Genomic DNA, 22,557 nt, shown 5'->3' with positions numbered 1-22,557 from the left:
ACAAAATAAAAAACGTCTATAGCACTAGTGTATACAAAGTGCAGACGTTTGTAATGATTTTCCTTATATTATTTACCTTTTTTACGAAACTTTAGCTTGTTCCATGTACTGTTGCCAACCGGTCATGAACAACGAATCAGCGATATCGAGATCAGACCGGACTTGCGCCGAAATGGAGAACGTCTCACTATGCATCGATTCGAACGTGACGACCATCGTTTCTCCTACCACTTCTTTATAAGCTACAAGTTCAGGCGTTTCTGCAAACAACATCATAAGTATGGCTCCTTTGTTCATCTGTGATAAACCTAGTGTACCAATCTGAAACCAAGATGCAGGTCCTATCGTTCGACAGGGAAATCGTGACGTTTTACCTATTGTCGAAACGCTTACATCAAATGTTAGTCAAATGGTGAAATGTGCATAAATAATATTGAAAAAGAGAGGAAATCCGCCTTACGGACGCCTCTCTCTCCCTAAAAATGTAAATGAAATTGATTCACCACATGTCGAACGAAATGTTACTTCGTACGGTTCGAAATTTGTTGCCACACTGTTCCAAGTGCCGTTTCTCCGCTTGTGATGCGCTCTTTCGCAAGGCGAGCTTGTAAAGAAACTTCAAATTCACGGTCTTGTTCGGCAACCGTTAGAGCCGATACAGCACGTTCGTCCCCACAATCAAATAAGAAACGGGCTGCACGCCAACGGACAAGTTTATTCTTATCTTTTAATGCCTCGATCATCGAAGGTTGAGATTGATGTAACGCCCAATCCGAGACCGTATCCCCAGCCGTACGTCGCACAATAGGAGAAGGGTCGACGAGCGCTTGTTCAATATATGTGACATATTCCTCACGCCGTTCTTCAAACATCCCGATCATGACGACAGCTTGACGGCGAATCGCCATTACGGAGTCTTCGAGTGCGCGACGGAAATAGACCATGTTCTCGTCTCGGATGTCCAATTCATCCAAGAAAGCCATCCGGTCTTTCCAATTGTCAGATTGCAAGTGGTTCGCGTTTGCCTCGAAATCAGCCTCGCGCCCAAACGCTCGTGCCACGATGCGCTCAAGGCGTTCCTGTGGATATGCAGCTTCTAATTCTTCTTGCGCGACGACACTGACTTCATCTAATTCACCATAGCGCGGGGCTTGTTCGACCCAGCGCCGATCTTGAATGACATTCTTCACTTGTGCCTGAACTTCCATCGCAGCATCAACGAACCGTTTCGACAATCCGATTCGTTTTTCTTCGTCTCCTTTGACGAGTTTCAACTGCATCGGGACGTCTAGCACGAACTGGACAGACACATGAACCGGTTCATAGTCCGTGTCCATCTGTGCGGATTCGACTTCTTCGACTTGTTCACCAAACGCTCGTCGGATTTCATTCATCACGTCATGCCAGTCATGTTTCGGATGACGCTCGACGGCAAGAAAATCAGATACAGCGTAAACCGATTTTACGCCTCGAAGGCCAACGATTTCTTGAATGATCGCTGGCGCATCGGTACTCGCTTTGTCATACGTTGTCCCTCTTCCTTCAAACGGAGGGTCCACAATAATTTTCAAGTTATTCGGACTTGGAGTTGGTTCGATTGCTACTAGTTTCATCCTCATCACCTCACTCTTCATCGTGACGAAAATGACAAAAAAACGCAAGCGAGTCGCTTGCGTTTAATCACCCATTTATTCTTTTTTAGAACAACGCGATAAACTGTTGGAGCGAGTACGTGACCCCATCCACAGTAAATGTGTCATCCTCTGAAATCGGTTCAAGGAAGAAACGTTTTTCACCATTCTCTTTTACGTAACCAAAAATATGATTGGATTGATAGAACAATTCAACAATCGTCATCCGACCAAACGTCATACCATCGTTCATTACCGCCCGATCACCTAATTCGCCGCCATTGTACAGTTCGATGTAAGTTTCCATTTTGGTGTCGCTCCTCTTGTGTTTGTTTTCACAATTCATTTCTATCAAACAAAAAGGGCGACTTCAAGTTAATTTTTTGCGTTACGCTTCCAAAAATCAATCCATTTACGATACTCAGATAATGTTTTGTTAATTTGATGAATCGATTTCTCATCATGTAATCCAGTCTCATCAATCTTCTCTTTACAATGCGTGATGAAAATTTCATTTCCTGGTAAAACATTTGCACGATTTGTGGCAAATACTTGTCGGAGATGAATTTGACATCTTGCCGTACCGAGTATGCCCGGCGAAGCACCCGCAATCATGACGGGCTTTTCTCGGAGTGGGGTCCCCGGCTCGAGTGAGAGCCAGTCGATTGCATTCTTTAGAACGCCTGGAATGCTATGGTTATATTCAGGTGTGACGATCAATATTCCATCAGCTTCTCGGACGGCTTGCTTCAAAGCGGCTACAACTTCTGGCTCATCCGGATCGATTAAATCGTCGTTAAATAACGGAAGTTCGATGGAAACGACATCGATGTCAAAATCATCTTGAGCCAGCTCAATAATCGAATGTAAAAGTGCCGTATTGAAAGATTGTTTACGAAGACTACCCGACATCGCGATTAATTTATACTTTTCCATGCTCCACCTCCTGCATCCACTGATTCACAATTTCCGCTTCTTCTTCGGGGGCTTCCATCATTCCCATGTGGCTATAAGATACAACGGCTTTCTTGTGACGATCCGCACCTAAAAACGCCCGTGTCTCGTCCATATTCGGATCTTTCTCTCCATAAATGAATAAGCCAGGGAGTTCAGTCGCTAAAACGGTTCCCACTTCATCTTCACGGTCACGAATTGCTCGTTGTGCATTCACGATACCTTCCACAGACATCTCATATCCAATCTCAATCGCCTGTTGAATAAGTGTTGGATCGGAATCATCCGAGAAGACGTTTGGGATCATCCCATCAATAAATGGCTTCACACCCTCTTCGATGACTTTGTTGATTGCCCCGTTCCGTTTTTCTTTCGCTTCTTCTGTATCAGAGGCGGCAGTTGAATGAAGCAATCCAAATCCGGATAATTCTTCACCGTAGCGACGTACGAGATTGGTCGTCACGTATCCTCCGAAGGAATGTCCGAGGACGAACGGTTTTTCAAGATTGCGAAGTCGAATCTCTTCGATGACCCAGTCTGCGAACTGGTCCATCGTCTCTGGTCCGACTTCTGTCCCTGCATGACCCGGCAGTGTGAGGGCATGGACTTCTGCATTCAATAACGGTTCCATTCGTTCAAAATACTTTGGCGAACCGCACAATCCGTGTATCAATACGAGTTCCTTCATATCATCAAATGCTCCTTTTCTTCCCATTCTGTTTTGAGTAGTCGATACATCGTTAAATCCATGAATCGACCATGGCTATATGCATAATCATGTAATAAGCCCTCTTCTATAAATCCAAGTTTTTGTACGAGGCGATTCGAACCCTCATTCCCTGGTGCAACCAAGGCGGAGATGCGATGAAACTTGAACTCTTCAAATCCATGTTGGATGACAGCAGTCGCCGCTTCGAAAGCCACCCCTTGTCTCCAATAATGGGGGGAGACTTCAAAACCGATTTCAGCCCGGTAATATTGAGGCGTCCAATTATGAAATCCGATTGTCCCGACTAACTCGTTTGTCAATCGATCACAAATGGCCCAGCGAATCGCTTTTCCTTGTTGAAATTGATCTTTGAAGTATGCGATGACATTTTTCGCCTCATAGACTGCAAGCAACGGGTCCGACCCGTAATATCGCATTACTTCTTCAGTCGATAAAATGGTATAAAGTGCTCTAGCATCACGCGGTTCTAGCTCTCGCAGGATAAACCGGGGCGTAGCGAGCTCAGGAAAACTACGTTTTAATCCCCACATGTGGAACCCGCCTTTCCTATTCGTTTCCTCAAGTATACTTCTCTTTTCCCAAATGTATCGAACTCAACCCTCTCGAACCGTCTCAAGATAGCGGAAATCATGTGTTTTTGCTACTATGAATGTAGTATGTCAAACTGAGGGGATACCATATGTCAAAACAACTCTTTTATTTAAAACAAGACCGAGATGTTCAGCGCTTTACGCTACATGGGGTTACGTTAGCTGATGTGACAGAGGCACTTTCTGTCACGAGACCGATGATTATTTGTCGAACCGATATTAAAGGAATGAGACAATCTTCTAGGTCACGATTCCGATATATCGAAGCGCATGAGCTCTCTTCATTCTCGTCTAAGTATTTAAATAACCAGACGACATTCACTGCAATTGATTTCCCGGACTACAACACGCTTGAGACGTTGTCCGATCATGAAATCGCAGAGATCCTATTTTTAAGTCATATGGAGCGTGGTATCAAGAAACCGTTTTTGGATTCGCTTGATAACGAGATTGTGTTCTTCAATGAAGCAAACGATCGCCATAGTAGTCTCTACATCCGCGATTGGTCGACAATCAATCGTTTCGTTCAAAATATGTTGCAAAGCAAGCTAGACCGCGATATCCGAAACATTAGTTTCGTCCCAATCCCGCTTCCTGTCATCGATGAGCTGCTCGATTTGGCACCTCAAGGACTGATCATCGATTTTGATCACACGAAACGAAGTCTGTTCAATCGCCAAATCGTCATTTCCTTCTATGTGGCCGGTCGTTATGAAGATATGTCCGTCCTCGAAGAAGACTTTGACGCCAAAAAGGAATCAATCGCGCTGAAAGGACAGTTGTTGTACCGTCGTCGTACATGGCACATTGAACGGTTATAAGGTCATGGATGTATAGAACGCAATCGAACCTCTGAAAATGAGGTTCTTTTTTGTTATTTTCAGCCCGATTGTTTCAAGTCAATTCCCTTCAAGAATGGGTGTGAACGCTATTCTTAAAAATTGATAACAAATTGTCTTAATTTTTTGTTAAATTAACACTTTTCTTTTTCGGACAAGGCGTTATACTAGGAATAACCTTCTGGAGGAATGGAAGGCAATATAGAGAAAGCGAGGTGAAAATCTATTCATCACGCGGATGGATAGATACACGAAATGGAACAACTGAAAGTACAAGGAGTCTCTTCGTTCACCAAGTTTGCGACGAATGGAAAAATGCTGAAACTTAAAGATGCTCACGCAGGAGAACAACGCATTTCACTTCAGGATGCGACTGACATTCAAGTCTCTCTGCTCGACGAGGACCATTCGCGCTTCACTATATTTGGTCATGCCCACCCACTTGTGGAGCTGACCCTTCCTCACAACTCTTGTGAAGTCCTCTATGCATGGTTACTCCACAAGATGAAACGACAAAAAATCAAACTCGCTTCAAATGCGTAAAAAAATGAGGTCTTGTCTCCGTGTGGGAGAAAGACCTCATTTTCTATATTATGAGAATAATGAAACAAGCCAACTGACCAAAATACCAACAAGGGCAAAGTCAGAGTCCCCGAATGTCGTACTCTCAAATCCGAGATTCCCCAAGAGTGGCAAGAGGAGAGCCGGTAAGAAACTGATTAATACACCGTTGGCAATCGATCCAAGAATCGCTCCGCGACGTCCACCGGTAGCATTCCCGAATACCCCTGCCGTCGCCCCTGTAAAGAAGTGTGGGACAAGGCCTGGTACAATGACAGCCAGACCGAATAACGGGAGAAGAAACATCGAGAATAGCCCAGCTGCAAAACTCGCTAAAAATCCGATGATGACCGCATTCGGCGCAAACGGGAAGACGGTCGGACAATCTAGCGCAGGTTTTGCGTTCGGTACCATCTTGTCGGCAATCCCTTTGAAGGCCGGTACAATTTCTGCAATCAACATCCGTACACCAGCAAGGACGATATATACCCCTGCAGCAAAGGTGATCGCTTGAATGATAGAGAAGACGATGTAGTTTGATCCATCTGACAATTCCGTTTCAACAAATGCTGGTCCGGCAAAGATAGCTACCACCACAAATAACAGGGTCATCGTCAACGAAACGGCAACGGATGTGTCCCGTAGAAACCCAAGTTGTTTTGGTACTTGAATTTGCTCCGTCGAGTGCTCCTTGTTTCCGGCATATTTCCCAATCGTTCCAGATATAAAGTAACCGAGTGAACCAAAGTGTCCGACTGCAAAATCGTCTGACCCCGTAATTTGACGAACGAACGGTTGAAGAAGAGCAGGGAACAAGACCATGCATAATCCGAGCAATACCGATCCGATGATGATCAAGAGCGTACCTTCGAGACCAGAGACGGAAAGAATGGCTGCGAGTAAACTCGCCATGAATAACGTATGGTGACCCGTCAAGAAGATGTATTTAAATGGTGTGATGCGAGCCAAAACGATATTCATAACCATCCCGAACACCATGATCATTGCTGTTTCAACACCGAATGCATCTTGTGCAACTGCAACAATCGCTTCATTGTTTGGGATGACGCCACGAATACTGAACGCCTCGTCGAACATTTGTCCGAAAATGTCGAGGGCCGCAATGATCACACCGGCCCCCGCTCCAATAATCACGAACCCCATGATTGTCTTCAGCGTACCAGAGACGATGGAAGCAATGTCTTTTTTCTGTAAAACGAGCCCGATTAATGCGAACAATCCGACCAGTATGGCAGGTGTCCCCAATATATCTCGCATAATCAAATCAAGCATAAGCGCTCCCCCTTTACGGTTTATTTATTCGTTATACTTTGCCTTCAAGTTTAGATTTGATTTCTTCAATATTCATGACATTCTCAAGGGCGACAATTTCTTTCGCACCATCGTCCAGTGTTCCGATGATATCTTGTGCCCCAAGGTAAATATCAGCAGGTTCAGTTCGTGCTGTCGCAATATCCGTATGAGAGACATCCGCCTCTTTCCCCATTTGTTCGAGCGCTTTCTTCACATTCAACTCCATAATGAAGCTTGACCCTAATCCGTTCCCACATACTACTAAAATCTTTTTCATTTTTCTTCCTCCTCTGAATAACGATTGAGTATCTCGACAATCTCTTCGACGTTGTCTGCCCCTAATACGAGTGACACGTCTTGTTCATTCCCTAACAGTTCAGTCAATTGCGCAAGCGCTTTCAAGTGAGTCGTTTGATCGATAGCCGCTAGCACAAAAAATGCACGGACTGGTTTATCCCCCGGAAAGAAGACCGGTTCTGTAAGTTTCAACACGCTCATCCCAATTTGATTCACACCATCCTCAGGTCGCGCATGTGGGATAGCAATTTGTGGCATGAGGACGATATACGGACCATGCTCCACGACGTTCTCAATCATCGTTTCCACATAGCGTGTTTCGATTGCCCCGTTCTGGACAAGTGGTTCGGCCGCGAGACGAATGGACTCCTGCCAATTCGACACATGATCGCGAAGTTGAATTTCATTTTTTGTTACGAGTTGATTTAGCACGGGTTGTCCCCCTTTCCATTCATCTTTCGTCGCTTCATCTTGTAGTAAATGATTCAATTCTTTTCTCAATTGTGATTCTTGATGGACTGTCGCATATTTCTTCACCACTTCGAGAATATCGGACACTTCTAATCGAGCCATTCCTCCGCTGGCGATAAAGCGTTGATGGATTTGTCGCTTTAAGGCGAGTTGCTCGAGCCTCGTCGGAAGGGTCGGTACGAGGGTCACATGCGCCTGCTGCTGCACGGCTAACGGCAATGGGACCGTAGTGAAAATTAAATCGACAAGCGGCGCATACTCTAACACGTCACGTTGTGAGATCGGTGGTAAGAATACAAAGTCCGGGAATTGATTCTTCAAAATATGGTCGAGCATATGCGACACACTAATCCCGCTCGGACATACGACAATCGCCTTCATTTTTTCATCAAGGTGCTGTCCTTGTTGATGAAGGTGGGCTGCGAAATGCAACGTGAAATACATGACTTCCGTTTTCGGAAGTTCGGCTTGAATTTGTTGTCGAATCGGATCGAGTGAACGATCGACGATCACATTTAAAACCCGGTGCTCTTTCAAGACATACCTTTCTAACTCTTCTGGCGGCATGACTTCCGTATGAACACGCTTCAGTGTCGCTTTGGCATGAAGAACTAATTTCTCACATAATGCCTCCCGTTCAATGACACGCGTACAACTTAATCCCTCGAATCGCTCAATCACCTGAATCATCGTAGCGGCAAGATTCTGTTGGACCGTTTCATCCATCTCTTCCGACACTTTCGGACCACTTTGGATGAGCATTATCAACATATCCCAAAGTTGCGGGACATCTTGAAAATGCGCTCGAACTGATTGTTCTACTTTTTCCGTCAACCAAGAGTCCTCATCTCGAACAAATGATTCTGGAGACAACTTGGAACCAACGAGAAGAAAATACGCCATTTTTTCGCGGTGACTTTCCACAAATTGAAACTGTTTGAGCGCCTCAAACTGTTCAATCTGACGGACACGCTTCCTAAACTCCTCTTGCCATTCATCGAAGCATAGGTCGAGTAATTGTGAGGACGTCGACTTATCAAGCAATTGTTCAATCGTTCGATAAACGTATAACGTGACCGTTTGGAAATGACCGTTGAATCGATAGCCTTCTTTTCTCGTATAGGAGAAGTCGAGACCGAATCGTGCGGCCTTTTTCTTGATCGCATTTAAACTTTCTTGAACGGTGTACTTGGACACATCCAACAAATGCTGAAAGTGGAAGCTTGAAAGAAACTCAACTTGTGTCATGGCATAAAGTGTAATCACAAGCTCACGTTCTTCTTCTGACCAAACTAATTCCGCACGTTCCACTTGATCGATTAACGCTTCTGTCACCGTCAATTCAATTTTAGTTCCATCCACTTTCATATTGGATAAACCATGGTAACTGAGCCATTCTTGAATGCGCTCAAGCTCATATTCAACCGTTCGACGAGAATATGGAAGCATCATCGTCAACGTATCGACGGTCATCTGCTTTTCGTGTAAGATGACATTTAACATTCGTTTACTTTTTTCATTCAATTGCATGGTAGAGGCCTCCTACACCTGTAGTATAAAACGAATCGGGACAAAAAATGTAAGCGGTTACGACAGACTTTTCGGAGACACCTCCACAAACTTCTGTCTCTACAAGAAAACACAAAAAAGAGACGATCGAATCGTTCAAATTCGTTCGTCTCTTTTTCAGTTATGAAGTCGGTACGACCGGGTTACGGCGATAAATCGTGATCCCGCCGTGCTTGGCTTCTCCTACAACTTGAAAGAGCCAACCTTTCTCAATCAGCATGGTCCGAACGGATAAAAAGTCTTCCCGTGGTACTTTCACTTCATCTTGTTGTTCGTCAAGTAATTGTTGAAACGTATGTTCCCAATCAGTCATGTACATTCTCCTTACGTGCGTCTTCTTCTCGAATCCATTCGAACAGTCGGCGTCCTGAATCCAATCGATCGGTCGCATCCCATAACTCGTTCGGGACGCCGGGAACGCCATCAATTGTCTCTTCTCCTGCAAACACAACACGGTTATTCGTCACCTGTTCAATATAGTTGAGCGCAAACGTTAGGATTGACGCTTCCGATACATGTCCACTTTCCTGTAAGGCGAGTTCATACGATTCATCTCGTTGGTTGTTCACGAGTAACGTGCGCCCCCTGTCGAGTAACGCCATCGGAGGCACGGCATCGACGTGGAATACCTCATACGAGCGATAAGTCTCTTCATCATAAGGTAACAGTGGGACGAATTGGCGTTGACCCGTCCATTTCTTCAGTTGGAACAAAATTTTCATCGAAGTGAACCATGTGGCCCCTTCTATATTCTTTTCCACCAAAATCGTAGGCACCGACGCTTCATCCGCTTCTTTCTTTTGAACAAATAACCACTTCTCTACATCTACAACGACGATCAAACTGTTTTCCTCCTTATAAACCATTCAGACAAGGCAATCATGGTCAGCGCGACGAGCCAACCACCAATCACGTCACTAAAATAATGGACGTTCAAGACGACTCGACTGAGCGATACTGCAAGGACGAGACAGATCAGTACGAAGATGGCGAATGTTGACTGCCCCTTTCGATACAGCACATAAGCCGTCAATCCATATAACGCAAGCGATCCAGATGCATGACCGCTCGGAAAGCTATACGTTGTCGCATCGAGCGATGCATCGATGAGCGGGCGATCAATCCCATAGACGAGCTTTAGCACTTGTGTGAAAAGGAGCGTCCCAATCCCGACGAGCGCGAGTCGCCACGCCTCGACGCGGTCACCGCGCCAGAACCAAAACAATAAACCTAAAATCGATAGCCCGACAATGACCTGCGCGCTCCCTAATTCCGTGACGTATGCAAACACACGATCCGGTAGCGGTTGTAACAACTCATATACGAACGTATTCATGGGACCGACTGCTCCCAAAACGACAAACACCGACACGATCACATATGCGATCGTCCCGGCGATGACCACCTGCATGGGTGTATATTTCATTAATACAACCCTTTTCGTTCACGCATCTCTTCTTCTCCGAAGTCGACCATATCTCGAAGACGGTGTGCCAATCGTCCAGACGCGTTCGCTGCAATCGCACCGACAAGGTCGTCCATGAACGTATGCACTTGACCGTCGTCCATTTTCGTATCGAGCTGCTTGATGATGCCGATTTTTGCCTTGTCTAAGTACCCGAACGTCGTGACGGCGATCGAACCATATGTGTTAACGGCACCGATGGCAATCGTTTCGTCCACTCCAAAAAGACCTTCGTCAGATGCAATGATGGATAAGAGCGGTTCAGACAGTTGGCCCTTTTCCGCCAACATATCGAGTTCCGATCCGACGAGAATAGCATGTTGCAATTCACGTTTGTCGAGAACGGCTTCTACGGAATCCATACAATCTTTTAAGGAAAGATGCGGCGAGTAAGGGGCTTGCATCTGATAGACAATTTCTGCAATCGATTCAATCGTGACGCCGCGCTCGAGCAGGCGGGCACGCGCTGCTTCTCGGACATCTCGTGAGTGTGGTACGTGTTTCATAATAGGCGCAGGATTGAAATCCCGCTTCACATCCCTTCGTTCAGAGAGTCATCGCCTCTCTAGTTAATATAACCATTATACTGAAAAATCGAAAAAAGACGAACCCTGCTTTGACTTCCCTCATTAAATCGGTCATCATAAACATGTAGGTTAAACGATTAAAGGGGGAAGAGGAATGAAGATTGGGGTAGTCTTATTTCCGTCTAAACAAGTGCAAGATTTTGCGAACTCTTATCGAAAACGTTATGACACTAAATATGCGTTGATTTCACCTCACGTGACCATCAAGGAGCGGACAGAGGTAGCAGAAGAAGACTTGCCAAAAGTACTCGAGTACTTGCAACAAGTTGCGGATTCGACTAAACCGATTCAGTTAAAAGTCGATGGCGTCCGCTCTTTTGCGCCAACGAACAACGTGCTGTATTTGAAAGTGTTACCGACACGCGAACTGTCTGCTTTGCAGCAGCGACTACATGAAGACGTGCTCAGTCAGTCTCCAAAATATGAGTTCTTGCCACATATTACAATCGGTCAAGATTTGACCGATGCCGAACTGTTCGACGTCCTCGAACGGATGCGTATGGAGCAAGTCCATTTTGAAGAGACGATCACTCGGATGGCTGTCATGTACGAACTCGAAAATGAAACATGGAACGTCTATGAGACGTTCCGTTTCCGAGGCTAATCTTATATGCTCCGGTCGACAAAGCGACCGGGGTTTTTTTCTTGCTCTTCTTCTAACCATTCTTCTCGTCGAGGTCGGATTCGCTGGACGCGTTTGATACGCGTCACCGGTTCGATGCTTGCTCGACCTGACGGCTGGACTTGCCGGTTGACGTATTGAACGACAGTAAAGTCAATCTGATAAGGACCCATGATCTGACCTCCTTCATAGGTCCTTACCCGATTAAACGGCTACATAATACAAAAATGGCGCATCACTGCGCCATTCCCCAAACTTATAAAATATGATACCCGCTATCGACGTGAATGACTTCACCCGTGACGCCGCTCCCCATTCCCGAGAGAAGGAAGAGTCCAGTTGACGCAACTTCTTCTGCAGAGACGTTTCGACGTAACGGTGCTTTTTGTTCAAGCTCAGAAAGGATACTGTTGAAGTCGCCTACCCCTTTAGCCGACAATGTGCGAATCGGACCAGCCGAGATCGCATTGACACGAACGCCATGCGGGCCGTACTCATTTGCCAAGTACTTGACGCTAGAGTCAAGCGCTGCTTTTGCGACACCCATCAAGTTATAGTTCGGAACGACGCGCTCCCCACCGAGGTATGTTAACGTGATCACCGAGGCATCTGATGCGAAGTAAGGTTTCGCCGCTTTCACGACTGCCGTCAAACTATACGCAGAGATGTCTAACGCCTGCGCGAATTGTCCACGTGTCATTTCCGAGAACTCGCCGCGCAATGCTTCTTTATCTGCGAATGCAATCGAATGGGCAATCCCTTGAATTTCGCCCGCTTGTTCATGGATGGAACGGAACGTCGTTTCAATCGCTTCATCATTTGTAACGTCACACTCGAGCAAAATCGCTTCTTGCTTCAACTCGCTCGCAAGCGATTCGAGACTTGATTTGAATCGTTCTGCTGCATACGTTAATACGAGCTTCGCTCCCGCCTCATCGAGCGTTTTAGCAATCGCCCATGCGATGGAACGCTTGTTGGCAATCCCCATGACGACATACGTTTTATTCGTTAATGTTGGAAAAATTGACATCATAAACTCCCCTTTTTAGTACCTGGTGATAATATCTGTTATCAGATTACAGAAAGGTTTCTGTTTTGTCAACCGGCTCGTTTCGTATTGCGATTTTTTTAAGTTGCGGTAAGATAAAATACGTATAGAAAGGGTGACTCGACTCCATTATGAACCGCATTCAATCATATTTCAAAAGTATAGACACCACGTTATTGACCATCGTCTTCTTATTGATGATCATCAGCCTCGGTGCAATCTATACGGCACAACCGATGTTGCCGACCCGACTTCAACATATCAACTTCGCTCTCGAGCAAGGCATTCGATACGTCATCGGCTTTTTCGCGATGTTTGCCATCATGACAATCGAATATGAGCAACTTCGAAAAATCCATTGGTACTTATATGCATTCGGTCTTCTCTTGCTCGTAGGACTCATTCCTCTCCGCGACACAACACTCGTTCCGAACATAAACGGAGCGTATGGTTGGTATAACGTACCGGGATTCAGTTTTCAGCCGGCAGAGTTCATGAAATTGTTCCTTTTGATTTCGATGTCGACGATTGTATATGATCACAATAAGCGATACGGCTCATCTCAACTCGACACATGGCTCTTGGTCAAATTGGTATTGGTCGCCATTCCACCACTTGGGCTGATCGTGACGCAACCGGACTTAGGAACAGGACTCGTCTTGATCACGATGCTCGGCGCGATTATCATCGTCTCCGGTATCGGCTGGAAGTGGTTGCTCGGTCTCTTCAGCGCCGCCGCTTTGACCATCGGGACGTTTATGTATCTGTTCTTCTCCCATTTTGAAGTGTTGCAGGCTATTGTACCAGGACACGCCCTCAACCGATTCCAGGCATGGATCTATCCATATGAATACTCGGATGACTTGGCGTTCCAGTTAATCAAATCATTACAAGCGATCGGGTCTGGGCAGATGTTTGGGGCAGGATATGGACAAGGACTCGTCTACCTACCAGAATCACAGACAGACTTCATCTTCGCCGTCATCGCCGAGCATTACGGATTCATCGGCGCAGCACTTGTGATCATCGTCTTTTTCTTGTTCCTCTATCGCATGATTCACATCGCACTTGAATCAAGCAGCGCATTCGGAAGCTATATCGTTACCGGCGTCATCGCCATGTTCACATTCCAAGTGTTCCAAAACATCGGGATGACAATCGGGGTCTTGCCGATCACGGGACTCACCCTCCCATTCGTCAGTTATGGAGGGACAGGGATCATCATGAACATGATCGCCATCGGTCTCGTCATGAACGTTGCCTCTAAATCAAAAACCTATATGTTTGATGACGATTGACAAAATCCCCTCAAGGTTACGAAAAACCTCGAGGGGATTTTTTACATAGATTGAAAATCCTGCGGAATCGGTGCTTCGATGATCACTTCTTCCCCTGTCATCGGATGAATAAAGCGCGCTGACGCGCTGTGGAGGGCGTGACGTGACATCCGAGCCGCTCCCCCATACATCGAGTCCCCGATTAGCGGATGACCGATATGGCGCAAATGAACACGGATTTGATGCGTGCGTCCTGTCTCAAGTCGAATCGTCAATAAAGAGTCACTCCCGAATGGCTGACACGCGACGATATGTGTGACGGCGCGCTGTCCGTCTCTTGTCACGACTCGTTCCATAATCGAATTCTCGGCGCGTCCAATCGGTGCATCGATTGTTTGGATAGGAACTTCGCCTTCAACGAGCGCCACATAAGAGCGTGTGAGCGCATTCGCTCTCTGAAGCTCGCTAAATCGATGGTGAATGAATCCATACTTTGCAAACAGGACGACCCCGCTCGTATCGCGATCGAGTCGATTGATCACATGGATCGCAGATGCCAGACCGATTCGATAATAGTAACCGAGTACGGCGTTTGCGAGTGTATCGGTCGGATGTAGTCGTGATGGAATCGTGGCGATTCCTGCCGGCTTATCGACCGCCAACACCGTATCATCTTCATACAAAATGCGGATTGGTCTGTCTGAGGCGACCATGTCTGTTGAAGGGGATTCGGGTGGGAAACGTACCGTCACTTCATCCCCTGGCTCGAGAACGTGCCGAACGGTGCGATGTATTCCATTCACCTCGATTTCACCTTCATGCTTTACGAGCGTGAGCATCTTTCGGGATATCCCGAGGTCCTGCATTAAAAAGTCGCGCAGTGGAATCGACTTCTCCACAACGCGACGCATCATAAATCCTTGCATCTGTTACTTTCCTTCCTCGATGAACGATTCGCGTACACGGCGCCAAAATGGGAACGGGCGGAAACGGGCGAATGTCACTTTTTCTTTTGCGACCGCGCATCGGATCGACACGACGTCTGACCAAGATAACGCTTCTTGATGGTCGAACGCCAATTCGAATTCCGTTTTCGTGTGCGGCTTAATTTTCACTTGATGATGTTTCGGCAATAGGAGCGGCGCCCCAATCGTCCGATAAACCAAGTTATTGATGGAGGCCATCTCTGTCACTTGAATCGCCTCAATCGATGGGTGAACAATCGCACCACCGAGCGCTTTGTTATAGGCGGTCGAACCTGATGGGGTCGAGATACATAGCCCGTCTCCACGAAACGTTTCAAAATAATCGTCGCGAATCGACAAATCACAGACGAGCGTCCGCTTATAATTTTTAATCGTACAGTCATTCATCGCCAGTTGACGATCGGTCTTTCCGTTCTCATAATCAATCAGTACCTCGACGAGCGGATAAGAGACCGGTTCGAACGACTCACTCGTAATCATTTCCGTCAGTTCATCCAACTCATCCGGTTGCCAGTCCGCATAAAATCCAAGATGTCCGGTATGAATGCCGACGAGAAGTGTTTCATCGAGTCGGTCAATATATTTATGGAACGCCTGCAACATCGTCCCGTCCCCACCGACTGATACCACGATTCGTGGTTCTTCCGATAACGTGTGCCCCGCGGCTTCAAGTTTTTCAGTCAGATCTTGGGCGATTTCCGCTGATCGCGTATCTCCCCTCGATACAATCGCAAACTGCATATCGATTTCCCCCTAGTCCTCGTCCGTTTTCACATTCATCTCTTTATCCCGAAACACTTGCTGTGCGTCTTGAATCTCGACACGAAGTTGACTCATCTCTGCATCGAGAAGAAAGGCCGCCTCAGCCGCACGTCTCAATCGTTCTTGTACTTCAAGAGGCATATCGCCATCGTATTTATAATTTAAAGAATGCTCGATCGTTGCCCAAAAGTTCATCGCAAGGGTACGAATTTGCACTTCGACAAGTGTCGGAATCTCCCCATGAATCGTCTGAACCGGATATTCGATAATGACGTGATACGATCGATAGCCAGAATCTTTTTGATGCGTAATATAATTACGTTCTTCCACTATTTTAAAATCTGTCCGACGATGAAGCAAATCCAAGACATGAACGATATCATCGACAAACTGACACATGATTCGTAATCCAGCAATATCTTGCATATCAGTCGCCAATTCATGATCAGCGATATTCTTTCGCTTTGCTTTTTCGAGGATACTCCCGACTGGCTTCACACGACCTGTGACAAATTCAATCGGAGAATGGTCATTTTGCGACTTGAATTGCTTACGAACGGCTTTTAACTTCACTTTCAACTCGTCTACCGCGATTTGATACGGTACTAAAAACTGATCCCAGTTCACTGATTGCATACGCTGTCACCACTTTCGTTCTTTTCCGGAAAAAACGCGTCCTTTCCGTATGTATCCGTTTGTATGGTATCATAAACGAACAATTGTTCATAGAATGGAGCGATGATTTATGACCCAAGAAGTGGAAATTGAATTCAAATCAATGTTGACGAAAGATGAGTATGAAAAGCTGATTCGAGCTTACAAACTAGAAGATCAAGTACGCTGGCAAGCGAACGATTATTTTGATACGCCATCTTTTCAGTTAAAAAAGAATGGCGCAGCTCTTCGCATCCGTGAGAAAAAACAAGGTCAAGTGTTGACGCTGAAACAACCGTACGAAATCGGATTGCTAGAGACGCATGCCAAAATCACCGAAGAAGAAGCTGAAGACTTGTTCAAATACGGAATCGTTCACGATGACCAAATGAAGCAAGCTCTTGCTCCATTCAAATTAAATGCCGCACTCGAACACCTCGGACGCCTCGAGACGAATCGAGCCGAATATCAAACAGAGGACGGTCTACTCGTTTTAGATGAAAGCCATTATTTGGAGACGACCGACTATGAAATAGAATTTGAGGTCGCGAATGAAGAAGCAGGTCAGCGCGCATTCGAAAGACTGCTAGCGGAGCACGGTCTCCCGTACCGTCCCGCCAAAAATAAAATCGTACGATTCATGGAATTAAAAATGAGTCGGTCTGAAGGTTGAGCAGATACATTGCCAACCTTTTTTTTTCGTTGCTACAATGAGTTTACAAAGTTAAATGAGTTTTTTGCCGAGAGGAGGCGACACAAATGGAACTTGAACAATGTAATGGGTCATCCTGTTCACTGGAAGAAACTCCTATTCAAGTAACGTATAAGCCATTGGAGTTATTCTATTTCATGGACATCTCGAGTCCTGAAAATTTTCACGTGATGACACTGATCAAAAAGTTAGAGATTGAATACGGACATGTGATTCGTTTCCGAATGGTCTCTACCGTTCCTAGCTGTGTTGGCGGATGTCAGGAAGAAGTTCGCCTTCTCACTATGATCAAAGCGCTAGAATTACAAGGGAAACGTCATGCGATGCGTTTTTTACGTCACATGCATGTGAACGATTTATTCTCTAGTAAACAATTTGGCTCCATCGATTTATGGGAAATCGCACGTTCTTTCGAAGAGTATGGTCTTGATTTGAGTGAACTCGAAGCCGATCTTCAATCGAACCAGCTCTTGAATGCTTTAGCAGTCGATCATCAAGTGTTGAAAGATTGGGAGATTGAGTCATTGCCCGCCCTCACCTTCGTGACGCGCGATGAAGCATTGAAGATTGAAGGGGTTTATCCGTACGATGTCTATCAATCAGTCATGACCGAGTTGCTAGGTTATGCACCGAGTCGCTCGACTGACTGGGATGTAGCAAAAGTATTGGCTCGATATGACGCCTCTACCATTACCGAACTATCGTATATTCTAGACTTAGATAAAGCTGTGATTGAACGCGAACTGAAGAAGCTTTCCTTGCAACAACGCTGCCGTCCTGTACCTGGATGTAGTGGTGAAGCATGGGCGCAAACGAAATAAAAAAGAACCCCACGGCCGGGGAGCCGTGGGGTTTTTGACGTCTCAAGCGGGGACAAGAGCCGTCTTACCTTGAGGCCCGGGGAAGGCCTACAAGATGGGAGAAAGTTTACGGTCAATAAAGGGGTTTGTGATTGATTTCACACTTATAATATACCGAGTCCCACTTCATCTGACAACTAGTTTGTGTACATTGTCACATATTGTTCACGAGAACAATAATGATTCCATTTCGTCGAGCACTGCCTCGAACTGATCAAGTGCTTTGAGCACCGGTTCTTTCGTCGTCATATCGACACCAGCCGCTTTCAACACTTCAATCGAATAGTCACTTGATCCAGCCTTGAGGAAGTTATCGATGTAGCGACGAACAGCTGGCTCTCCCTCTTCCATAATCTGGTGCGACAACGCTGCCGATGCTGAAATACCTGTCGCATATTGATAGACATAGTAGTTGTAATAGAAGTGCGGGATCCGCGCCCATTCATACGAAATCTCTTCATCGATGACAATCTCGTCTCCGAAGTAACGTTTGTTCAATTCCAAATACGTCTCATTCAAGTATTCTGGAGTGAGTGAGACGCCTTCTTGCGCAGCCTGATGGATCATATGTTCAAACTCAGCGAACATCGTTTGACGGAACAACGTCCCACGGAACGTTTCAAGTTGATTGTTCAATAAGTAGAGACGCTCTTCTTTTGCTGTTCGTGTTTTCAATAGATGGTCGTTCAACAGAGCCTCGTTCGTCGTCGATGCGACTTCTGCCACAAAGATTGAATAGTCACCATACGGATACGGCTGTGACGTACGCGTATAATGGCTATGCACGGAATGACCGAACTCGTGCGCGAGTGTGAACAAGTTGTTGACGTTGTCCTGCCAGTTCATGAGAATGAACGGTTGTGTATCGTATGCTCCTGATGAATAAGCACCGCTGCGTTTGCCACGTGTCTCGCGAACGTCGACCCAACGTGAGTCGAGTCCGTCTTTCACGATTTGAACATACTCTTCACCAAGAGGTGCCAAACCATCAACCATCAATTGTTTCGCTTCCTCATATGACACCTTCATCTCAACATCTTTCACGAGCGGTGTATATAAATCATACATATGCAACTCATCTAACCCGAGCGCACGCTTACGAAGTGCGACATAACGATGCAACAAGTCAAGACGCTCGTTCACTGCCTCGACTAGTCCGTCATATACAGACTCCGGAATCGCATTATGGTGAAGTGCTGCCTGTCTTGCACTCTCAAACTTACGAACAGACGCATAGAAGTTATCTTTTTTCACACTTCCCGAAAGCGTAGAGGCAAACGTGTTCAAATATTGCCCATACGTCCCGTACATCGCTTTAAAGGCGTTCTCACGGACACTTCGATCACTTGATTCGAGGAATGTGATATAACGACCGTGCGTCAACTCGACCTCTTCCCCTTTTTCATTTTTCACTTTTGGGAATTTCAAATCCGCGTTGTTGAGCATACCGAACGTCGAACTCGATTGACCGAGCACGTCTCCGGCCTGTGCAAGAATCGCTTCTTCCGCTTCCGTCAACACGTGTGGACGTTCTTGCGCCAACTCATCGAACGCATGACGATAAACGCGGAGTGACTCGTGCTGCTCCATAAAGGCTTCAATTTGGGCTTCATCGATTGAGAGAAGCTCTGGCGTCATGAACGCGAGTTGAGCTGAAATTTGCGAGGCGAGTGAGCCCGCACGGTCATTTAGCGCCTGATAATGACTGTTCGCCGTATCTTCGTCATAACGCATGTGTGCGTATGTATACAGCTTATGTAACTTACGAGAAAGCTCATCGCGGAGTTGTAATGATTCGTATAACGTTTCTGCCGATTCTCCGAGCTTCCCTTTAAAACCGATTAAAGCAGGTACTTGCTCTTTCAACGCTTGAAAATCCGCTTCCCAAGCTTCGTCATTACTGTAGATCGTCTCTAAGTTCCACGTCTCTTCAACTGGAACTTGTTGTCGTGTCAATACTTCCGACATACGTTCACTCCCTTTTCTGATTGGCTAGCCGATTGTAACATCAATCGCTGAAGTCCTTGAAACAATCGTGTATCGTGACGTCTCGCTTCTTCATATGTGGTCGGAAGCGGCCATGAACTGACATCACACGATAAACGACATGCATTCAAGAGTTGTTTCCATTGTACATGAAATGACTGGGAAAAGTCGCTTGTCGGTGTCACTCCGAACTGGCGGCACGTCTTTTGAATACTCCACTCTACCGAATCATTCGGTGACTCGCGTCGATTTAAATAAAGAACGGTCTGAAATTCAATCGGATGGATATGCACTCCCCAAAGCGAAGTGAGCGGAAGATAGCAGGCGGTCGGTAACAATGCGGGAATCACCCCCAAAGGATATAGACGATTCAAAATGAGACGACGATTGGTTGGAGACGGATAAAGTGGCGACATTCGCTTTCTTCGAATCATCTCCGTCCATTCCAGCGCATTGAACCGATAATAGGCTTCATACGGTGACGTTTTCACTGACGACGAGATTCCCCAATTTCCGATGCCATATTTGATTGAAATCGGAAATCCATTGAAACGCAACAGATTCCCATCCCTCACCGTCAACAACCGATGTCGCTGAAAGAGTTCGAGGCACATCCACGGTTGAAACGATTGGTTCATTCTTAAATCGAGTCCACTCGCGAGCCAAATCACATCGAGACCAGCTCGCTTATAATCGTTCGTTCGCGCGACGTACTCTTCCGATTGCAAGGGGGATGCTTGAATCTCGAATACGATTTTGTTCCCATCCACGTCTGTAAGAACGTCAGCCCGACGATTCCCAATCGTCACCTCTTGTTCGACCGGATATCCTCTTTCTTGAAGCCACTGGCACACTGCCCATTTATCCTGATGGTGCGTGACGGATTCCGCTCTCCCACACGTATGGATATGGGCAAAATGCAGCCGTCGTTTCGCTCCTTGCTTCAAAATCAGCATTTCCTGACATGTCGGACATCGAAAAGGAGCAAGTTGCTCCGCCTGCATTCGATTGAGCGTAAAGGAATCAACGATGTTTCCTTCTCGACCGATCGCAAACCGCATCTTGCTCCCCCCTTATAGTAGTGGTGAAAACATTCTGGCTAATGATTCTACGAGTTTTATAAAGAATGAGCGCTTCGCGAACTCTTCTAACACGAGTTCGTGAGACCCTTCAAAATCATGATACAAGTCTTGTTTCAATTGATGGACCGAGTTCGTGTTGTACAAAAGCGCATTCACTTCGAAATTTAAATGGAAGCTACGAAAGTCCATGTTCGCCGTCCCAATCGTAGCAAGCCCATCATCGACGACGATGACTTTTGAATGCATAAATCCTTCCTCATATAAATAAATCTTCACTCCAGCCAATAACAGCTCTTCATAATAAGATCGGCTCGCATAAAATACAATTTTATGGTCCGGGTAACTCGGTAAGACGATACGAACATCGATGCCTGATAGCGACGCCGTCTTTAACGCACTCATAATGTCTTCATCCGGAATCAAATACGGGGAGGAAATATAGACGGACTTTTTCGCCGCATTAATTAACGAGAAATAAATCGATTTCATCGTCTCATACGGTTCATCTGGTCCGCTGGCAACGATTTGGACACCGCCGCTCGCACTCCTTACCGTTTCGAGCGGTTCTAAATAGAACGGGGTAAAAAGCCGCTCCCCAGTCATGTAATACCAATCTTGTAAAAAGATCAGTTGTAACTCCGATACCCCTTCTCCTCTGACATAGAGATGGGTGTCACGCCAAAACCCAAATTTAGAGTGTTCGCCCAAGTACTCATCCCCTACGTTCAACCCTCCAGTGAACGCCTCGGTCCCATCGATGACGACAATCTTACGATGGTTTCGGTAGTTCGTCTTACTCGACACGAGCGGAAGGACGACCGGAAAGAACGCCTGCACCTGGACACCAGCTTGTTTCATTTCTTCAAAGAACGTACTACTCGTATGAATAGAACCGACCGCATCATATAAAAATCGAACCTCTACCCCTTTTTTGGCCTTCTCGATTAAAATGCGCTGAATTTCCCGAGAAATACGGTCTTCCCTAAAGATGTAATACTCTAAGTGGATATGCCTTGTCGCCCCTTTCAGGGCTGGCAACAGCTTCGAGAATTTTTCACGACCGTTCGTCAAAACCTGCGTATACGTATTCGAAGAGACCGGTAGTTGGTTCAATGATGAGGTGAGATGCATCAATTTCTCATAATCATCATGCGCAAACATCAGTGACGGGGATAGCGTCATTGCTTTTTGCCGATAAGCCAAGTATGTCTCTTCATCGAGCATCGCCTTCTCTTTAAACATCCGCTTACGACGATAGTTCTGACCGAACACAAAGTAAGCGAACAGCCCGACGACAGGAAAGCCAATCATGACAATCGCCCAGATCAACGTCCGTTGCGGATTTCGATTTTCAAGCAAAATCACAAGCAAAATACTGAACGTTGTCAAAAAAACGAGAATCGAGAAGAGCCCGATTACTTGTGAGCTCCAGTAATACGATAATATCGCAATGAGTCCTGCGAGCAAAATAAGGGAAAAGAGTACTTGTATGCGTCGCAACATATTATAACCTGACCTCGTTTCTGTCATGTATTATCATTAATTATACATCGTAACGCC

At 46.0% G+C, this 22,557-nt stretch carries 27 protein-coding genes; 6 read left to right on the top strand and 21 right to left on the bottom strand.

Annotated features, from left to right (window positions below; all coding sequences use genetic code 11):
* Window positions 1-81: 81 nt before the first annotated feature.
* From KNO91_RS01720 to KNO91_RS01695, 6 genes are all read right to left on the bottom strand, one after another.
* Complete coding sequence (locus KNO91_RS01720) at window positions 82-276, bottom strand: hypothetical protein (protein ID WP_214695545.1); 195 nt, start codon at window positions 274-276, stop codon at window positions 82-84.
* 245 nt (window positions 277-521) lie between these two features.
* The gene (locus tag KNO91_RS01715; RefSeq protein WP_214815815.1) at window positions 522-1,613 is read right to left on the bottom strand and encodes a virulence factor; all 1,092 of its coding nucleotides are present in this window, start codon (window positions 1,611-1,613) and stop codon (window positions 522-524) included.
* Window positions 1,614-1,698: 85 nt separating this feature from the next.
* The gene (locus KNO91_RS01710; RefSeq protein ID WP_214789140.1) at window positions 1,699-1,938 is read right to left on the bottom strand and encodes a hypothetical protein; all 240 of its coding nucleotides are present in this window, start codon (window positions 1,936-1,938) and stop codon (window positions 1,699-1,701) included.
* 68 nt (window positions 1,939-2,006) lie between these two features.
* A complete protein-coding gene (locus KNO91_RS01705) occupies window positions 2,007-2,567 on the bottom strand; it encodes an NADPH-dependent FMN reductase (protein WP_214815812.1) in 561 nt (186 codons plus the stop codon).
* Entirely contained in the window at window positions 2,554-3,273 is a 720-nt protein-coding gene (locus tag KNO91_RS01700) for an alpha/beta hydrolase (RefSeq protein ID WP_214815809.1), read from the bottom strand. Before KNO91_RS01700 ends, KNO91_RS01705 begins: the two co-directional genes overlap by 14 nt.
* On the bottom strand, window positions 3,270-3,845 hold the full coding sequence (locus KNO91_RS01695; RefSeq protein ID WP_214789149.1) for a GNAT family N-acetyltransferase: 576 nt from the start codon (window positions 3,843-3,845) through the stop codon (window positions 3,270-3,272). Before KNO91_RS01695 ends, KNO91_RS01700 begins: the two co-directional genes overlap by 4 nt.
* A 149-nt stretch (window positions 3,846-3,994) precedes the next feature.
* Between KNO91_RS01695 and KNO91_RS01690 the strand changes: the two genes are divergently transcribed.
* Window positions 3,995-4,726: a hypothetical protein gene (locus tag KNO91_RS01690; RefSeq protein WP_214789152.1), complete on the top strand. Its 732-nt coding sequence runs from the start codon at window positions 3,995-3,997 to the stop codon at window positions 4,724-4,726.
* 273 nt (window positions 4,727-4,999) lie between these two features.
* On the top strand, window positions 5,000-5,287 hold the full coding sequence (locus KNO91_RS01685) for a hypothetical protein (protein ID WP_015881237.1): 288 nt from the start codon (window positions 5,000-5,002) through the stop codon (window positions 5,285-5,287).
* Window positions 5,288-5,335: 48 nt separating this feature from the next.
* On the opposite strand, the gene KNO91_RS01680 is transcribed toward KNO91_RS01685, so the two are convergent.
* The 7 genes from KNO91_RS01680 to KNO91_RS01650 form a co-directional block, all read right to left on the bottom strand.
* A complete protein-coding gene (locus tag KNO91_RS01680) occupies window positions 5,336-6,598 on the bottom strand; it encodes a PTS ascorbate transporter subunit IIC (protein WP_214789155.1) in 1,263 nt (420 codons plus the stop codon).
* 31 nt (window positions 6,599-6,629) lie between these two features.
* Window positions 6,630-6,896 (bottom strand): PTS sugar transporter subunit IIB, encoded by a 267-nt coding sequence (locus tag KNO91_RS01675; protein WP_214739852.1) that lies wholly within the window; start codon window positions 6,894-6,896, stop codon window positions 6,630-6,632.
* Complete coding sequence (locus KNO91_RS01670) at window positions 6,893-8,917, bottom strand: BglG family transcription antiterminator (RefSeq protein WP_214815806.1); 2,025 nt, start codon at window positions 8,915-8,917, stop codon at window positions 6,893-6,895. Before KNO91_RS01670 ends, KNO91_RS01675 begins: the two co-directional genes overlap by 4 nt.
* Before the next feature lie 160 nt (window positions 8,918-9,077).
* Window positions 9,078-9,269, bottom strand: coding sequence for a hypothetical protein (locus KNO91_RS01665; RefSeq protein WP_214794238.1), 192 nt, complete (start codon window positions 9,267-9,269; stop codon window positions 9,078-9,080).
* A complete protein-coding gene (locus KNO91_RS01660; protein ID WP_214815803.1) occupies window positions 9,262-9,798 on the bottom strand; it encodes a hypothetical protein in 537 nt (178 codons plus the stop codon). Before KNO91_RS01660 ends, KNO91_RS01665 begins: the two co-directional genes overlap by 8 nt.
* Window positions 9,795-10,382, bottom strand: a complete 588-nt coding sequence (locus KNO91_RS01655) for a phosphatase PAP2 family protein (protein WP_214815799.1) — start codon at window positions 10,380-10,382, stop codon at window positions 9,795-9,797. Before KNO91_RS01655 ends, KNO91_RS01660 begins: the two co-directional genes overlap by 4 nt.
* Window positions 10,382-10,927: a phosphatidylglycerophosphatase A family protein gene (locus KNO91_RS01650; RefSeq protein WP_015881233.1), complete on the bottom strand. Its 546-nt coding sequence runs from the start codon at window positions 10,925-10,927 to the stop codon at window positions 10,382-10,384. The genes KNO91_RS01655 and KNO91_RS01650 overlap by 1 nt, the downstream gene beginning before the upstream one ends.
* Window positions 10,928-11,102: 175 nt before the next feature.
* Here KNO91_RS01650 and KNO91_RS01645 point away from each other — a divergent pair, with 175 nt between their 5' ends.
* The gene (locus KNO91_RS01645) at window positions 11,103-11,612 is read left to right on the top strand and encodes a YjcG family protein (protein WP_214789170.1); all 510 of its coding nucleotides are present in this window, start codon (window positions 11,103-11,105) and stop codon (window positions 11,610-11,612) included.
* Between the two features lie 2 nt (window positions 11,613-11,614).
* Here KNO91_RS01645 and KNO91_RS01640 read toward each other — a convergent pair whose 3' ends face one another.
* Entirely contained in the window at window positions 11,615-11,803 is a 189-nt protein-coding gene (locus tag KNO91_RS01640) for a hypothetical protein (RefSeq protein WP_074035057.1), read from the bottom strand.
* Window positions 11,804-11,886: 83 nt separating this feature from the next.
* Window positions 11,887-12,660 (bottom strand): enoyl-ACP reductase FabI, encoded by a 774-nt coding sequence (fabI, locus tag KNO91_RS01635; protein WP_214695521.1) that lies wholly within the window; start codon window positions 12,658-12,660, stop codon window positions 11,887-11,889.
* A 149-nt stretch (window positions 12,661-12,809) separates the two neighbouring features.
* On the opposite strand from fabI, the gene KNO91_RS01630 reads away from it, so the two are divergent.
* Complete coding sequence (locus tag KNO91_RS01630; RefSeq protein ID WP_214789173.1) at window positions 12,810-13,976, top strand: FtsW/RodA/SpoVE family cell cycle protein; 1,167 nt, start codon at window positions 12,810-12,812, stop codon at window positions 13,974-13,976.
* A gap of 41 nt (window positions 13,977-14,017) precedes the next feature.
* On the opposite strand, the gene KNO91_RS01625 is transcribed toward KNO91_RS01630, so the two are convergent.
* From KNO91_RS01625 to yjbM, 3 genes are read right to left on the bottom strand one after another with little or no spacing between them, the layout of a single operon-like run.
* Window positions 14,018-14,881 carry an RluA family pseudouridine synthase gene (locus KNO91_RS01625; RefSeq protein ID WP_214794243.1) on the bottom strand — a complete coding sequence of 288 codons (864 nt, stop codon included), beginning with the start codon at window positions 14,879-14,881 and terminating at the stop codon, window positions 14,018-14,020.
* Window positions 14,882-14,884: 3 nt separating this feature from the next.
* Window positions 14,885-15,682: an NAD kinase gene (locus KNO91_RS01620; protein WP_214789179.1), complete on the bottom strand. Its 798-nt coding sequence runs from the start codon at window positions 15,680-15,682 to the stop codon at window positions 14,885-14,887.
* A gap of 12 nt (window positions 15,683-15,694) precedes the next feature.
* Window positions 15,695-16,339, bottom strand: a complete 645-nt coding sequence (gene yjbM / locus KNO91_RS01615; protein WP_015881226.1) for a GTP diphosphokinase — start codon at window positions 16,337-16,339, stop codon at window positions 15,695-15,697.
* A gap of 109 nt (window positions 16,340-16,448) precedes the next feature.
* On the opposite strand from yjbM, the gene KNO91_RS01610 reads away from it, so the two are divergent.
* Both KNO91_RS01610 and KNO91_RS01605 read left to right on the top strand, forming a co-directional pair.
* Complete coding sequence (locus KNO91_RS01610) at window positions 16,449-17,030, top strand: CYTH domain-containing protein (protein WP_214815796.1); 582 nt, start codon at window positions 16,449-16,451, stop codon at window positions 17,028-17,030.
* Window positions 17,031-17,239: 209 nt separating this feature from the next.
* Entirely contained in the window at window positions 17,240-17,890 is a 651-nt protein-coding gene (locus tag KNO91_RS01605; protein WP_251126507.1) for a DsbA family protein, read from the top strand.
* Window positions 17,891-18,094: 204 nt separating this feature from the next.
* On the opposite strand, the gene pepF is transcribed toward KNO91_RS01605, so the two are convergent.
* Genes pepF through cls form a run of 3 tightly spaced genes read right to left on the bottom strand, consistent with a single transcriptional unit; the run spans window position 18,095 to window position 22,500 of the window.
* Window positions 18,095-19,897, bottom strand: coding sequence for an oligoendopeptidase F (gene pepF / locus KNO91_RS01600; RefSeq protein WP_214815793.1), 1,803 nt, complete (start codon window positions 19,895-19,897; stop codon window positions 18,095-18,097).
* Window positions 19,882-20,976 (bottom strand): competence protein CoiA, encoded by a 1,095-nt coding sequence (locus tag KNO91_RS01595; protein ID WP_214815790.1) that lies wholly within the window; start codon window positions 20,974-20,976, stop codon window positions 19,882-19,884. The genes pepF and KNO91_RS01595 overlap by 16 nt, the downstream gene beginning before the upstream one ends.
* Before the next feature lie 12 nt (window positions 20,977-20,988).
* Entirely contained in the window at window positions 20,989-22,500 is a 1,512-nt protein-coding gene (cls, locus tag KNO91_RS01590) for a cardiolipin synthase (RefSeq protein WP_214789197.1), read from the bottom strand.
* Window positions 22,501-22,557 lie beyond the last annotated feature (57 nt).

The sequence above is a fragment of the Exiguobacterium sp. s59 genome (assembly GCF_018617475.1).
Lineage (GTDB): Bacteria > Bacillota > Bacilli > Exiguobacteriales > Exiguobacteriaceae > Exiguobacterium > Exiguobacterium aestuarii.
Note: the sequence above shows the minus strand (reverse complement) of the source record. Positions and strands in the feature narration are given on the sequence as shown.

Excerpts from the sequence above, each read along its gene's own strand:
- KNO91_RS01710 (WP_214789140.1), bottom strand. The coding sequence starts at position 1,938 with ATGGAAACTTACATCGAACTGTACAATGGCGGCGAATTAGGTGATCGG.
- KNO91_RS01650 (WP_015881233.1), bottom strand. The coding sequence starts at position 10,927 with ATGAAACACGTACCACACTCACGAGATGTCCGAGAAGCAGCGCGTGCC.
- KNO91_RS01720 (WP_214695545.1), bottom strand. The coding sequence starts at position 276 with ATGATGTTGTTTGCAGAAACGCCTGAACTTGTAGCTTATAAAGAAGTG.
- KNO91_RS01655 (WP_214815799.1), bottom strand. The coding sequence starts at position 10,382 with ATGAAATATACACCCATGCAGGTGGTCATCGCCGGGACGATCGCATAT.
- KNO91_RS01705 (WP_214815812.1), bottom strand. The coding sequence starts at position 2,567 with ATGGAAAAGTATAAATTAATCGCGATGTCGGGTAGTCTTCGTAAACAA.
- yjbM (WP_015881226.1), bottom strand. The coding sequence starts at position 16,339 with ATGCAATCAGTGAACTGGGATCAGTTTTTAGTACCGTATCAAATCGCG.
- KNO91_RS01645 (WP_214789170.1), top strand. The coding sequence starts at position 11,103 with ATGAAGATTGGGGTAGTCTTATTTCCGTCTAAACAAGTGCAAGATTTT.
- KNO91_RS01610 (WP_214815796.1), top strand. The coding sequence starts at position 16,449 with ATGACCCAAGAAGTGGAAATTGAATTCAAATCAATGTTGACGAAAGAT.
- KNO91_RS01630 (WP_214789173.1), top strand. The coding sequence starts at position 12,810 with ATGAACCGCATTCAATCATATTTCAAAAGTATAGACACCACGTTATTG.
- KNO91_RS01605 (WP_251126507.1), top strand. The coding sequence starts at position 17,240 with ATGACACTGATCAAAAAGTTAGAGATTGAATACGGACATGTGATTCGT.
- KNO91_RS01680 (WP_214789155.1), bottom strand. The coding sequence starts at position 6,598 with ATGCTTGATTTGATTATGCGAGATATATTGGGGACACCTGCCATACTG.
- KNO91_RS01595 (WP_214815790.1), bottom strand. The coding sequence starts at position 20,976 with ATGCGGTTTGCGATCGGTCGAGAAGGAAACATCGTTGATTCCTTTACG.
- pepF (WP_214815793.1), bottom strand. The coding sequence starts at position 19,897 with ATGTCGGAAGTATTGACACGACAACAAGTTCCAGTTGAAGAGACGTGG.
- KNO91_RS01695 (WP_214789149.1), bottom strand. The coding sequence starts at position 3,845 with ATGTGGGGATTAAAACGTAGTTTTCCTGAGCTCGCTACGCCCCGGTTT.
- KNO91_RS01675 (WP_214739852.1), bottom strand. The coding sequence starts at position 6,896 with ATGAAAAAGATTTTAGTAGTATGTGGGAACGGATTAGGGTCAAGCTTC.
- KNO91_RS01665 (WP_214794238.1), bottom strand. The coding sequence starts at position 9,269 with ATGACTGATTGGGAACATACGTTTCAACAATTACTTGACGAACAACAA.
- cls (WP_214789197.1), bottom strand. The coding sequence starts at position 22,500 with ATGTTGCGACGCATACAAGTACTCTTTTCCCTTATTTTGCTCGCAGGA.
- KNO91_RS01640 (WP_074035057.1), bottom strand. The coding sequence starts at position 11,803 with ATGGGTCCTTATCAGATTGACTTTACTGTCGTTCAATACGTCAACCGG.
- KNO91_RS01685 (WP_015881237.1), top strand. The coding sequence starts at position 5,000 with ATGGAACAACTGAAAGTACAAGGAGTCTCTTCGTTCACCAAGTTTGCG.
- KNO91_RS01620 (WP_214789179.1), bottom strand. The coding sequence starts at position 15,682 with ATGCAGTTTGCGATTGTATCGAGGGGAGATACGCGATCAGCGGAAATC.
- KNO91_RS01690 (WP_214789152.1), top strand. The coding sequence starts at position 3,995 with ATGTCAAAACAACTCTTTTATTTAAAACAAGACCGAGATGTTCAGCGC.
- fabI (WP_214695521.1), bottom strand. The coding sequence starts at position 12,660 with ATGTCAATTTTTCCAACATTAACGAATAAAACGTATGTCGTCATGGGG.
- KNO91_RS01700 (WP_214815809.1), bottom strand. The coding sequence starts at position 3,273 with ATGAAGGAACTCGTATTGATACACGGATTGTGCGGTTCGCCAAAGTAT.
- KNO91_RS01625 (WP_214794243.1), bottom strand. The coding sequence starts at position 14,881 with ATGCAAGGATTTATGATGCGTCGCGTTGTGGAGAAGTCGATTCCACTG.
- KNO91_RS01715 (WP_214815815.1), bottom strand. The coding sequence starts at position 1,613 with ATGAAACTAGTAGCAATCGAACCAACTCCAAGTCCGAATAACTTGAAA.
- KNO91_RS01670 (WP_214815806.1), bottom strand. The coding sequence starts at position 8,917 with ATGCAATTGAATGAAAAAAGTAAACGAATGTTAAATGTCATCTTACAC.